We start from the raw sequence: 12,231 nt of genomic DNA, 5'->3' as shown, positions 1-12,231 counted from the left end.
TCTACAGTTATAAAATTTCAATCCCTTTTTGTTCAAATGCTTCAAAAATCTGTGCATTGATCATGCTTTTAGTTAGGTCGGCTTTTGAGATATCCTTACACCAGAAATAAATATTAATCTTACTGTTCAGTTTACTCACCGGACTGATCATAATTACCGGCTCTTTGCTGATAAATACATTGTTATTTTCGACAATGATTTCCCTGATCAGGTTAACCACATCTGTGGTATTAAATGGCTTGGCAATGGATAAGGAAATATTTACCCGCATCTGGTTGTTGCTCAATGTCCAATTAATAATGTTATTAGACAGAATAGCACCATTTGGAATGATGATTTCGGCACCCTCATCGCTCAGTAAGGTACTCGCACGCACACCAATCTCTTTAACACGTCCTTTTTTATCACTTATTTCCACAATATCTCCAATGCGGATCGTTTTGTCAAAAATAAGGATGATTCCCGATACAAAATTGCTTACAATATTCTGTAAACCCAATCCAATTCCAACACCTAGTGCACCCAGGATAACGGTGATTTTATCAATTGGCAATCCGGAAGCGGCAATAGCAATGAGAAAACCTCCAATCAATAACAATAAACGGGTAACCAGTAATTTAGAACGTTCTCCTTTATTATCATCAAAACTGTCATCACCGGTATCACCAAAGAAATAAGCAATGTATTTTTGCAAAAAGTTGGCAATCCAGATAATGCCTAAAAATAATACAATGCCCCCAAGGGTAAAAGAGAAACTGCCTATGGTTCTTTTTTCAGTTAAAACCTCCATTACCGATTCGTAAAGACCATTAAATATATTCAGGTTAGTGGTAAATATTACAAACCATATGATGGTTGCACCAATACCTGTAAGCCTTTTGAGGCCTGCAATTACAGGTTGCCAATCAAAATATTCCGGAAATCCTTTACGGATTCTGCTACTTTTCATCTGCAGTAAAAAGGCTTCTACCAATACTTTGGCCAGGATGGTTAATGATATGGCGTTTAAAAGTGAACTTACACCAGTTGAGTAAAAAATTTGCGTGAGGGTAAAGCGGCCAAATAGATTACAAAACGTGGCAATAATAGCAAAGCCAACGTAAATAAAGCCCGTGATAACGATCATTCTGAATCTTTTGGTTTTTTCATCGAGTATTTTCCATACCATCATACCATAGGCAACTGAACTGGTGGTAAGGAATAGCAGAAGCCAACGTTGGTATCTGGGCGGCATACCCAAAAGGCGTAAGAATACCGGGGCAAGAAGCAGTATAACAAATATGCACCAATAGTAAAATAACTTTGAGTTTAATCTTTTGCGGAAATATATGCTGAGCAGGATAGCAAGGACAATCTCTACGGCTTCTATATATAGTGCGGGCGCCCTCAGATCGAAGATAGGTGCCAGTGCAAAGAGCATGATAAAGGTGATTAGATAGGGCTGCGGACTGATCAGCGAAAAACCATCAAGTGTTTCTAAACGACCCAGCTGTTTTATACTTCTGAAGTTGAAGAATACCCAAAAGAAAAATATGGTACAGGTAAAAAGTAATAATAGTCGGCTGCTTCTGGTGTATACAAAATAGTAGCCAGATATTTCTTGCTCTCCCTTAATAAACTTACGGAAGCCCATGCTTTTATTGGCCTGTTTATTAATCGATTCCCATAAATAACGGCGCTCTTTACCAAAAGCTTTAATGCTTACCGCATCAAGCTGGCTATCAGTAATATATGTTAACTCTTTAATGTTGATGAGGTTAGAAGAAGTTCTGGCCTGTAGGTTATTGATGGATAAAGTTGCTGTTTTCAGCAGGCTATCCATCACTATACGTTTCTTTTTTAGCTCTGCAAATTCACTTTTAAACATCACCTGTACAGCAGGTACTGTAAACACTTTAATCAGTACGGAATCTTTGCGCAGATTAAGAATTTCGGTTTTTAAAGCCCGCAATTCCTTTTCATAATCATCGAGGTCTGATAAACAATCCTTGTTATTGCTTTGTAGTTCCGCCAACAAGGTTTGATCCATTTGCAAGTTTTGAAGATTTGGAGACCTGTCATGCTGTGTTAAGCGGCTTTTAAGTAGTGCCAGTGCAGCCTCGTCCTGGGTTAAATGCGCTGCGATAGGCTTAAGTTTTTTAAATGAACCAACAGTTACCGGAACTTTGTTAATGGTTTCAAATACTTTTTCCAGGTGTGCAAGATAATCGCTCTTTGTCAATATTGCAGAATCCGAAAGAATAGAAGCATCCGCCCCCTTATATGTTGGTTTATCTTTCTGTGCAAACACCTGGAAAGAAAAAAATAAGAGAAAGGTTAACGATATGGTATTCCGGATGGTTGAGTTAAAAGAATTTCTTGTAATCATCTAGCTTAGGCAGTATTGAATATTATCTTTTATGAGGCATTTAGTTTTTCAAAAATAGGGATTAGAATTGATTTTCTGTATGGGTAATATAATAGTCGAATGCGTGCAGATGGCGAATGTCTAATTTACATTCAACAGGTTATATTTTAACTGGTTAAGGTACTTTAAAAAGCTGGTATATTGAGGCAAAGCTCAGAAAACATATAAATTTTGAATTTTGCGATTGCATTGAACAAAAAAAGGCGGCCAAAATATTTTGGCCGCCTTTTCAATTTTTATTAAGAAACTATTTTGCTAATGAAGCAGTTTGTGTTGTTTCGGCTACTGGTGAGCTCATTTGTGTTTTTAGTGCAGCAAACCTGTCTAAATTTAGTTTTGGTGTGCTCCCCATTACCAGGATATGTTCCTGAGTAGCACCACTTAATTTTAAATCTGCACGCCCTTCAATTACAGTATATAAACTTTCTGTATTGGAATTGATCTCTGCAACAGCATCTCCTTTTAAGAATAATTGAAGATATTTTGTATCCAATTTGCCTGTAGTTTTTACTACTGCATTTTCGGAAGCCTGCACTCTATAGATATTCTTTACATACACGGTAATCTTTGCGATATTCCCATCAACTGAATTGATTTTTAGTGCATGTCCATCCTGGATCACTTTTACGGTACCATTGTTATCATCATTATAGCTTACACTTTCTTTTTGTCCTTGTATTAATGTAATTTCTACATTTCCACTAACAATAACCTGGCTGATATTTTTAGGTGCCGACATTTTGACTGGCTGTTTCTCGCCTGCCATTACATTTGTTGAAAAAATAGCAGAAGTTAAAATGATAGCTGCTAATACTGATTTTGTTAAGGTTTTGATGGAGGTTTTCATAATGCTGTTATTTATATTTTTTATATATTTTGTTGTTGTTTTGTATATAAGACGTCAGTATGCACAAAACGTTGCAGCAGAAAATCCTCCATTATACCAACACGGCTTAATTCTCGACGAACGGGTTTAAAAAACGGGCCAACGATGATCTTTTTTTGGAAGGTGTGTTATGATCACGATTAGCCCTGGTTAAATAATTAAACTTTATTATAGAAAGAGGGGAGTGAATAATTTTAAAAAAAACGGGAGCTTCCTGATCGAAAGCTCCCGTTTTTTTGATGATAAATCTATTATCGATGCATCTACATCAATTCCAATCTAATTGTTAAATTAATGGATCAGTATCCTGCTGATTGCGTTGATCTTGATCAGGAAAACTATTCCGATCAAAATGGTGATGACGATAAAAGTTAGCACGGTCTATCTCTACAATTTCATCTTCCATTCGCAATGCCGCCGGGCTTCCGATGATGTAGCGGATCTCATTTTCGATTTGAGGAGTAACCTCACCAATAATATATCTTGGCATTGCCCTGAATTGGTCTTGGTGAATATCAGGTAAAATAACCTCTTTTTTATCTTCACCTAAATTGGCAAGGCCAATAGGTATCAGTACAGCTTTTTCATCCAAATCTTCTCCCATATCAACCAGCTCTACAATCACATACCGTATTGCATTCTGCTCGGGATCAAACAGGAGATCGCGCACCTTTCCAACCGAGTTACCTGCTTCATTTCTTACTGGCCATCCTTTAATGTCAGCCTCGCCGTCTGTTAATTGATAATTACTTTTTGAGAGCTCTTCTAAATTGCTGTATACAATAGTTCCTGAATCCATAATTGCTTTTTTTAAAGGGGCCATTAATAACTTGAGCCCATTTTTACAACAAGTTTATGAGGAGATGGTTTTGTAAACTCAGGAGGCAGGTTACAAAAATGGTAAATTAATTGAGCATCTTAAAGTGTTTTTATATTTGTTAAGTACTTTTTAATTAGGGTTTTGTGTTATTAATTCCAGTTATTCAAAGCCACAAAATATTAATTAAAAAAAACAGACACCTGATATGAGTTTTACGTTTATTTTGTATAATATTTAAAACAAATCAGAAGATAATGAAGAATATTGCTGAATTTAAAAAGTCATTAGAAAAAGACAGTCCCGATGGCCATTTGTCTGTTCAGCTGCGGGCACTTTGGTACGATGCTAAAGGAGATTGGAATGCCGCCCATAACCAGGTTGACCATTTAAGCGATACTTCCTCTGCCCGCATTCATGCCTACCTGCACCGTAAAGAAGGTGATATATGGAATGCAGATTATTGGTATGCTAAAGCAGGAGAGAAAAGGCCGCACTCATCATTGGAGCAGGAATGGGAGGAATTGGTACAGCGTTTTTATTAAATAGTGTAAAATACCTATCATCTAAATCGAAAACCAGCTGAAATTGCACGCATCATGAGTGATTCCTAAAAACTAAATGGTTTCTCCGCATTAGTCTTTATAACGCGACAGCACTATATAATTTTGTGTTTGTTATTAGGTAGTTGGGTTTCCTTAAGAAGAATATTGGTCTAGAATTTTATTGATAGTTTTTCAGAAATAAGCGCATTATTTTTATAGTACTCGAAAAACCAGCTTCCATTCTTTTTTATAACGATGCCGTTAGCGTTGCCGTTGTTCGAAATATAACAATCTTCCATGGAGGTTTTGAGTAAGGTCATTACAATTTTTGGTGTTGCATCAATCAGTTGGTAACCATTACTTATGGCTTGCGCATATAATAGCGCTCCCTGTTGTTCTGCTTTGGTAGCCGTAGGCTGATCAGCAGGTACAGGCATAGTTTTGGTCTCCTTGTTTGTATTAGATGGTACTGTGCTTGTAGTCACAGTAGGGCTACCTGGTACATACTTCAAATCGTTAAAAGATGTAAAAGCGTCTCTCAAGGCCTCATTATAAGAAGTTGCATATTCTTTCTCCCTGCTTTTGCCTTCCTTGCTCTTTAATACTACAGCGCCTTTACAATCTTTAAGTAAAAGGCTGACATTGGTTACAAACATGCTGTTTTTTTCCTGCAGGTCTACTATCAGTGCTTTACATCTGTCAGCTGCAATTTCTTCAGGTATTTCGGTATTATCAAAATATACTGTAAAACCTTTATCTTCAAAAAAAGCTTTTGTAAGGGTGTTTAAATCATATTGGTTAACCTGCTTGAGAAAACTGAATTTCTCGGGTACAATAATATATTTGTAATTAGCGGCGTTAGACTGTGCCTGAACAGAAAAAGAGATTGCTAAAAGGATAATAAAAAGATATCTTTTCATAACGATTAAAGGAGTTGTGATATTCCGCCTCAATTTATAGATTAACATGGAGAAAATCAAATTTATCGTTCCGTAACACCATCGTATTCTTCAATCGCTGGTTGATCAGATCTCACAAGCAAAAGAACAAAGTTTATGATCAACAATTGCATTAATCGATTCAATTGTTTATTATTATGGCGTTTAACGATCATCATCTAATTATGACACTGCTTTTTTGCGTGTTACAAAACCAAATATTCCAATAAAAATGGAGGAGCGCCAACTCACTAAATTAGCAGACTGGTTTAAAAGCCAGCGCATTTCCTGCCTGAAGATTTTAGCCAAAGCGTTAGCGGAATTACCGGACTGGGTTCCTATTAAAACAACAGGGCTTAGTGTTTGTAGATGAGATTGTTTTACCAAAAATCTTTCTTTATTCTAAAATTAAAACCAATTATAACCTAAATCTGAGCTTATGCTTAACATTCAAACCTCAAAACTATTCTGGGCAAGTTGCCTCGCCTTACTCGTCACCTCCCTTTCTTTCGGTATCCGCGCCGGAATCATGAACCAACTGGGAGTTGATTTTCAATTAAGTACCGCCCAATTGGGCACCATTACGGCCGCTGCCTTCTGGGGTTTTCCGCTCGCCATTGTGGTCGGAGGCTTTGTAGTTGATATGATTGGCATGAAACGTTTACTGGTCATGGCCTTTATCTTTCACCTGGCGGGGATTATCCTTACCATTTTTGCGCAGGGCTACTGGAGCCTGTTTTTATCCACACTGCTTGTTGGTATTGCTAACGGTACTGTAGAGGCTGCCTGTAATCCATTGGTTGCCGCTTTATATCCAGAGAATAAAACAACCAAATTAAATCACTTTCACTTATGGTTTCCTGGAGGCATTGTAATCGGTACATTGCTGGTTACCCTGTTTGTTCATCTCGGATTAGGCTGGAAGGTGCAGGTAGCGATGATGATTATTCCTACTTTAATTTACGGATACCTGTTTTCAAAGTTGGATTTTCCTGTTACTGAAAGGGTATCATCTGGTTATTCCAGTTCAGATATGTATAAAGCAGTACTTTCTCCGTTGTTTATCTTTATGTTTATCTGCATGTTCGGTACTGCCATTACGGAGTTATTTACGGGGCAATGGATAGGCTTACTGCTGAAAAACGTGACAGACAATGCCATTTTATTACTTACCCTTACAACAGGCATCATGGTAATTGGACGCGGATTTGCCGAGCCTGTGGTGCACCGCCTTGCTCCTCAGGGTGTACTGCTCTTATCTGCCATATTTGCTGCGGCCGGACTATATATGCTGAGCACTTTTACGGGAAATTCAGTTTTTTTCGCGGCAATCGTTTTCGGTATTGGCGTTTGTTATTTCTGGCCGACTATGATCGGTTTCGTAGCTGAAAATGTTCCTAAATCAGGCGCACTCGGCTTAAACCTAATGGGCGGTGCGGGGATGTTTGCGGTTTCTATTTATACCATGTTTATGGGCAGTTTTTATGATAGCCTGATTGTTAAACATCTACCTGCTGGAGCCTCATTTGATGCTTATTTAAAAGCTCCTGAAAATTCTGAATATGCGCTGGTGCTGGCGAATGCCAAAAATCTGGCTGGTCCCGAAATTCTGCGGGCTACATTAATTATCCCTATCATATTAATTTTAGCTTTTGGCGGATTAGTGATATACCTGCGTTCGCGAAAAAAGAGTAGTGCTTTGGTAGCATAATTAAGAGATATTTTATAGGACAATCCTTCTGAAATATAGGATAAGAATAATAGCTACAAGTTTTTGATGTAAGTTTATCATAACTTGTAGCTATTTTGATTTTATTTTTGGACGGCCGTATCTTTATTCAATAAATTATAATAGCGAACTGCCGGGCAGAAATTCATATGGAGCTTTTCCTGCTTCAAAAATCCTGGTGTTTTCACTGCCTTCTGTAGTGATTTTGTCACCCAATATTCTGATCCAGTTGCCTTCGCGTAAGCCTATTACTTTGATGTTATTTTGTGTTAGAAATTCCATAATCCTTGTTTCCCTGGTTTCTCCGTTATGTTTTAATTCCGGATTTGGATCAAGATAGTGAGGATTAAGGTTAAAAGGAACCAGACCCATACATTCAAAGGATGAAGGATATACAATAGGCATATCATTGGTGGTTTTCATATTTAGTCCGCCGATGTTGCTTCCGGCGCTACAGCCCAAATAAGGTTTGCCCTTTTTGATGTTTTCACTCAGATGCGTCATTAGCCCGAGTTCATGAAGTGTTTTTACCAGCAAAAAGGTATTTCCCCCACCTGTAAAAAATCCTTTGGCTTCATAGATCGCGCTAACGGGATCATTAAATTCATGCAGGCCTTTAACACTGATATTAAGTTGGGAGAAAAAATCTCGTGCTTTGATCGTATATTCTTCATGCGAAATTCCTCCTGGCCTTGCAAAAGGGATGAAAATGATTTCATCTATTCCGGCAAAGAGTATAATCAGCTCATCTTTTAGGTATTCGAGGTAATTGCCACCGAAGAGTGTTGAGGTAGAGGCGAGGATGACATTCATGTTGTTCTGCTTTACAGGCAATTATAGGCTTTTTCGTTGAAATAACTATAGTTGGGGAAGTTTATGGAGCAATTTTTTTAGTAAATAATTATCGATTAATGTTGTTAATGATGCTTGATTCAAGATAAATCAGCAATAAAATGATCAGGCAAGTTCTAGCTTGAAAGTAGGTATTAGATCTTGGTAAGAAAATACGATAAACTAATGCTGTGGATTTGTTACTGTATTTGGAGAAAAATATTTCCTTCTATCATTCATCCATTCTTTAATTTTCGGGAAAATAAACAGGACGGCAAAAGCCATTACCGACATCACCAATTGCAATATCAGGTTTATTTTGGTTACCTGGCTGGCATCTACATTTGAAAACACTACAAATAAACGATGGATACCTCTTAAAATGATGAATACTAAGAGATATTTGCTCCATTCAAACCGCCGTTTAATAAGGATAAAGAGCACATAGCGCATGATAAGGATAAAGATAAGTACTACAAATTCTTGCGTACTCTCATAATCATAGAAAAACAAGTTTACTATCCCAATTAAAAATGTAATTAAAATAAGTTTGGAGGATAAGGAATACTTATTCTTCATTAATTTGAAATTTACCAACTTAAATAGGTTTGAGGCGATCAACTGTACAAATGTCCTGATAATTTTTTAAATAAAGTAATTTTGATGGTTAAAGCAGTCTTTACCTATTGATATAAATCAACTGGTGGAAATTGACAAAAAAATGCGGATTGCTGTTTGGCAATCCGCATTAAATTTTTATGCTGAATATGATATTAAGCTTTCATTGCACGGTCTTTAACCTTTATTGCGGGGTTGCCTTGGTAAATGCTATAGGGCATTAAGTTTTTAGTTGCAATACTTCCCAGAGTTAAAACCGAATGGCTATGCAAGGTTACACCAGGGCCAACTGTGGCGCTTGCGCCAATCCAGGCACCGTCTTCAAGCACAATGGGGCCAGTTATTAAGTCAAAACCAATACTGGTGTAATTGTGATTTCCTGTGATGAGAACCGCCTGTTGCGAAATACAGCAATTTTTACCGATTTTGATCTGATCCAGGTTATCTATATAACAATCTGCCAGCCAGCTATAATCGTCAATCTCCAGTTTCCACGGGTATTTAATATAGATGCCAGGTTTTATGCGAACCTCGTGACCTATTTTTGCTCCGAATAACCGTAACAGAAGTACGAGTACAGAACTGATTGGCATTAGTCCGCTTTTAAAGAAAAAAATGTTGGTAAAATACCACAGAAATTGCTTCAGTTTGCTGGCGCCAATTTTAAAATTGCCTGTATCAAAGTTTTTATGAAGTTGTGTTTTTAACAAAATAATTTTTTAGCGATGTGGCTTATGGCTGAATTGTTTTTGATTTATTGTTCCTTTTAATCCAAAAATAAAGCATTGTAAATACACATATATACACAATGATATTAAAAATTTCGTGGTGGTAGTTGAAATTGTTCCGCTGCGATTTAAAAACCGCCATTAAAATGCCTAATCCTGCAATGCGTAATATGTTAAGTATATAAATGATCAAAATACCGATAAACAGCATTTTAAACGTCGATTTCCACGAAGCTGGAAATGAGAGTACAAATGCAGCTAAAAAACTCATAACACCAAGACCCAGACAAGAATAGTTGATCCTAAGGTAAGGACCGGCAACTACCATTACATCCATTTCGTTATAGATGGCATAAAAGCCAAATGCTTTAATAATCCACACTGCAGGTACAATTAATGCTGTTTTTAAACCCTGGATATAGTTAAAGTGTTCGGCAATATAGGCATTGTAGAACTTTGAACCAGGTGTCATTACACTGAGCATAAACAAATTGCCCTGGCTAAACAGGATGTACAATATAAATAGTGCAATCAAAAATTTGATGGCCTTTTTATTTGCTTCTTTTTTGGCTTGTTCTGGATTCATATGTTATCGCCATTATAAATATAGCTTCTGCTTTTTTATTGCTTTGATTTTTCTATCTACTGTTTTTCTAAACCAGAAACCCTGAAGATAATGAAATTTAATCCCGGTGCGGCCTTCAAATATACCGAGTTTAAAAAACATCCGGTAGCCAAAGTAGAGATAAGGACGGAATCCGAGTGGAAGTTTCCACCATAATTGTTTTAGCCAGGCCCGCTTTTCGTCAGGGCTGCCCAATAAATTAGGCTTTAAACTTTGTATACGCAGCTTTAACATCCTTTCTACCTCCTCTTGCGCTACCAGATCACTATAGCGTTCATGTTTGGCTTTCCAAAACGAAATATCGTTTTCTTTTAGGTTTTCTTCCAAAATCCAGCCTTTTTTCCAGATTTCGGTTTTTCCGGGAACAATAAACCTGTGGTCCATATTCTCGTTCAGATCAGAGAAACCAACTCCTGTTCTGAACATTTTTAAAAGATAAAAAGGATAATAGGTGCCAAACCTGATCCATTTCCCCTGGAAAAAGTTTTTCCGGTTAAAATAAATGCCATTGATATCACGATGTTGATTATCATTGAAATTAGTGAGCATTTCAAAAAGTTCAGGGGTAACAATCTGATCAGCATCGAGGCCAATTGTCCAGGGTGTTTCTATTTTAAAGTTTTTCAATGCAAAATCCCACTGTTTCGGGTGGTTTATAAAATGGTTCTGTTTTACTTCTGCGCCGTAATTATCTGCAATTTTCAAAGTTTCATCAGTACTTCCGCTATCCAGAATGAATATTTTTGCACGTAATGCTTTAATAGAAGCTAACAATCTGGGCAAGTGTATCTGCTCATTAAAAGTTAAAATGACAAAGCTAAAATTTGGATTCATTTTAGGTTAAAAGGGAATTGAGCAACAAGAACTTTTTTATAGCATTCCACGTATTGTTTGGCCAGGGTATCATCGTTAAAATCAGTATTCACCAATAAAGGTGCATTGGTCCTGATTTCTTTTCTTTTTTCAATATCCTGATATGCCGAAAGGATTCCTGTTTTAATTTCTTCAATATTTAGTCCGGTAATCCATCCCAGGTTTTTATCAGCAACATAATCAGCCAAACCAACAAATTTACTGATTAGTACAGGCGTACCTACACTTAAACTTTCTACTACAACATTGGCAAAGTTTTCGTTATAGGAGGTGAGGGCTGTTAAATCATGTTTGGCCAATAAATTAAATTTATCCTCATTACTTACCTGCCCAATCCAGGTAATTTGTTGATGAATTCCTAATTCCTCTACTTTGCGCTTTAGGCTTTGTACATATTCTGTTTTTCCAGTACCCGCAATGGTTAACAGCCAGGGGATATTTAACATTGCCAAAGCTTTAAAAAGTAGTTCAAGTCCTTTTTTCTCTTCAATACGGGAGAGAAAGAGCACACGAAATGTATCGCTATCGGATGTATGAGTACTGGAAACTGGAAATTGAAAACTGACCAGATTAGGGATAATGGTAATGCTTTTTGGCTTAATAAAGGTAAAGATATCTTTCTTTTCCTGTTCGCTGGTGGCGTGGATGTGGCAATATTTTAATAGCTGTTTGCCGAGTAAGGCATGAATGATTTTTTTTGATAAGGAATTGCGATTACCGAACGTGTATGCGGTAAGCATGCCGCGGGGAGAAAGTACTACAGGAACACGGTACCATTTTGCAATGAAGCAACTCAATACCGAAACTAAATTCCACCAGGCATGGATGTGTATTATGAGTTTAGCGTTTGGAGTTTGGAGTTTGGAGATTTCATTATTGCTGTGATCCTGAGTGTAACGAAGGATCTTTTTCCTTAGTCCTAATAACAACCCAATCGAGAAATGGCTGTGATCTTTTGTCTGGCGCTTAAAATAAGTAACGCTTACGCCATTCATCAAAATAGGAGCGCCAATTTTTACATCAAGCTCCCTTGTCCCGTTAGCTGTAGTAGTTAGTACCTGCAAATCATCAATCCCTAACCCATCACCGCTAACCGCTAACCCACCTAATGCTTCACACAATTTCCCAACACTCTGTATTGGCCCACCGTAAATATAGGCTGGCTTATAAGAAGCTGTGATGTGAATTAATTTCAATTTTTGATCTAAAATGCTATACAAATAATCTTACCGCT

12 protein-coding genes are annotated in these 12,231 nt (G+C 37.2%); 2 read left to right on the top strand and 10 right to left on the bottom strand.

Translation table 11 applies throughout. The features are described from left to right. Nucleotides 1–7: 7 nt before the first annotated feature. From OQX63_RS03915 to OQX63_RS03905, 3 genes are all read right to left on the bottom strand, one after another. Complete coding sequence (locus tag OQX63_RS03915; protein WP_265849577.1) at nucleotides 8–2,368, bottom strand: mechanosensitive ion channel family protein; 2,361 nt, start codon at nucleotides 2,366–2,368, stop codon at nucleotides 8–10. Nucleotides 2,369–2,654: 286 nt separating this feature from the next. Then, nucleotides 2,655–3,254 carry a GIN domain-containing protein gene (locus tag OQX63_RS03910; RefSeq protein WP_265849576.1) on the bottom strand — a complete coding sequence of 200 codons (600 nt, stop codon included), beginning with the start codon at nucleotides 3,252–3,254 and terminating at the stop codon, nucleotides 2,655–2,657. A 325-nt stretch (nucleotides 3,255–3,579) separates the two neighbouring features. Beyond that, on the bottom strand, nucleotides 3,580–4,092 hold the full coding sequence (locus OQX63_RS03905) for a PRC-barrel domain-containing protein (RefSeq protein WP_265849575.1): 513 nt from the start codon (nucleotides 4,090–4,092) through the stop codon (nucleotides 3,580–3,582). A gap of 275 nt (nucleotides 4,093–4,367) precedes the next feature. Here OQX63_RS03905 and OQX63_RS03900 point away from each other — a divergent pair, with 275 nt between their 5' ends. Then, nucleotides 4,368–4,655: a hypothetical protein gene (locus OQX63_RS03900; RefSeq protein WP_265849574.1), complete on the top strand. Its 288-nt coding sequence runs from the start codon at nucleotides 4,368–4,370 to the stop codon at nucleotides 4,653–4,655. Between the two features lie 170 nt (nucleotides 4,656–4,825). Here OQX63_RS03900 and OQX63_RS03895 read toward each other — a convergent pair whose 3' ends face one another. Then, on the bottom strand, nucleotides 4,826–5,575 hold the full coding sequence (locus OQX63_RS03895; RefSeq protein WP_265849573.1) for a hypothetical protein: 750 nt from the start codon (nucleotides 5,573–5,575) through the stop codon (nucleotides 4,826–4,828). Between the two features lie 457 nt (nucleotides 5,576–6,032). Between OQX63_RS03895 and OQX63_RS03890 the strand changes: the two genes are divergently transcribed. Beyond that, entirely contained in the window at nucleotides 6,033–7,304 is a 1,272-nt protein-coding gene (locus OQX63_RS03890; protein WP_265849572.1) for an MFS transporter, read from the top strand. A gap of 135 nt (nucleotides 7,305–7,439) precedes the next feature. Here the strand turns inward: OQX63_RS03890 and pepE are convergent, their stop codons facing one another. The 6 genes from pepE to OQX63_RS03860 all read right to left on the bottom strand — a co-directional run bounded on the left by pepE (nucleotide 7,440) and on the right by OQX63_RS03860 (nucleotide 12,193). After that, a complete protein-coding gene (gene pepE / locus OQX63_RS03885) occupies nucleotides 7,440–8,135 on the bottom strand; it encodes a dipeptidase PepE (protein ID WP_265849571.1) in 696 nt (231 codons plus the stop codon). A 201-nt stretch (nucleotides 8,136–8,336) separates the two neighbouring features. Next, a complete protein-coding gene (locus OQX63_RS03880) occupies nucleotides 8,337–8,732 on the bottom strand; it encodes a hypothetical protein (protein WP_265849570.1) in 396 nt (131 codons plus the stop codon). A 194-nt stretch (nucleotides 8,733–8,926) separates the two neighbouring features. Then, a complete protein-coding gene (locus tag OQX63_RS03875) occupies nucleotides 8,927–9,481 on the bottom strand; it encodes a WcaF family extracellular polysaccharide biosynthesis acetyltransferase (RefSeq protein ID WP_265849569.1) in 555 nt (184 codons plus the stop codon). Between the two features lie 22 nt (nucleotides 9,482–9,503). Further along, nucleotides 9,504–10,085 (bottom strand): exosortase Y, encoded by a 582-nt coding sequence (xrtY, locus tag OQX63_RS03870; RefSeq protein ID WP_265849568.1) that lies wholly within the window; start codon nucleotides 10,083–10,085, stop codon nucleotides 9,504–9,506. A 12-nt stretch (nucleotides 10,086–10,097) separates the two neighbouring features. Beyond that, nucleotides 10,098–10,958: a glycosyltransferase family 2 protein gene (locus OQX63_RS03865; protein WP_265849567.1), complete on the bottom strand. Its 861-nt coding sequence runs from the start codon at nucleotides 10,956–10,958 to the stop codon at nucleotides 10,098–10,100. Further along, nucleotides 10,955–12,193 (bottom strand): XrtY-associated glycosyltransferase XYAG1, encoded by a 1,239-nt coding sequence (locus OQX63_RS03860; RefSeq protein WP_265849566.1) that lies wholly within the window; start codon nucleotides 12,191–12,193, stop codon nucleotides 10,955–10,957. The genes OQX63_RS03865 and OQX63_RS03860 overlap by 4 nt, the downstream gene beginning before the upstream one ends. Nucleotides 12,194–12,231 lie beyond the last annotated feature (38 nt).

The sequence above is a fragment of the Pedobacter sp. PF22-3 genome (assembly GCF_026239555.1).
Classification (GTDB): domain Bacteria; phylum Bacteroidota; class Bacteroidia; order Sphingobacteriales; family Sphingobacteriaceae; genus Pedobacter.
Note: the sequence above shows the minus strand (reverse complement) of the source record. Positions and strands in the feature narration are given on the sequence as shown.

Bases quoted from the DNA above. Each gene is read 5' to 3' on its own strand.
- OQX63_RS03915 (WP_265849577.1), bottom strand. From the start codon at position 2,368: ATGATTACAAGAAATTCTTTTAACTCAACCATCCGGAATACCATATCG.
- OQX63_RS03910 (WP_265849576.1), bottom strand. From the start codon at position 3,254: ATGAAAACCTCCATCAAAACCTTAACAAAATCAGTATTAGCAGCTATC.
- OQX63_RS03905 (WP_265849575.1), bottom strand. From the start codon at position 4,092: ATGGATTCAGGAACTATTGTATACAGCAATTTAGAAGAGCTCTCAAAA.
- OQX63_RS03900 (WP_265849574.1), top strand. From the start codon at position 4,368: ATGAAGAATATTGCTGAATTTAAAAAGTCATTAGAAAAAGACAGTCCC.
- OQX63_RS03895 (WP_265849573.1), bottom strand. From the start codon at position 5,575: ATGAAAAGATATCTTTTTATTATCCTTTTAGCAATCTCTTTTTCTGTT.
- OQX63_RS03890 (WP_265849572.1), top strand. From the start codon at position 6,033: ATGCTTAACATTCAAACCTCAAAACTATTCTGGGCAAGTTGCCTCGCC.
- pepE (WP_265849571.1), bottom strand. From the start codon at position 8,135: ATGAATGTCATCCTCGCCTCTACCTCAACACTCTTCGGTGGCAATTAC.
- OQX63_RS03880 (WP_265849570.1), bottom strand. From the start codon at position 8,732: ATGAAGAATAAGTATTCCTTATCCTCCAAACTTATTTTAATTACATTT.
- xrtY (WP_265849568.1), bottom strand. From the start codon at position 10,085: ATGAATCCAGAACAAGCCAAAAAAGAAGCAAATAAAAAGGCCATCAAA.
- OQX63_RS03865 (WP_265849567.1), bottom strand. From the start codon at position 10,958: ATGAATCCAAATTTTAGCTTTGTCATTTTAACTTTTAATGAGCAGATA.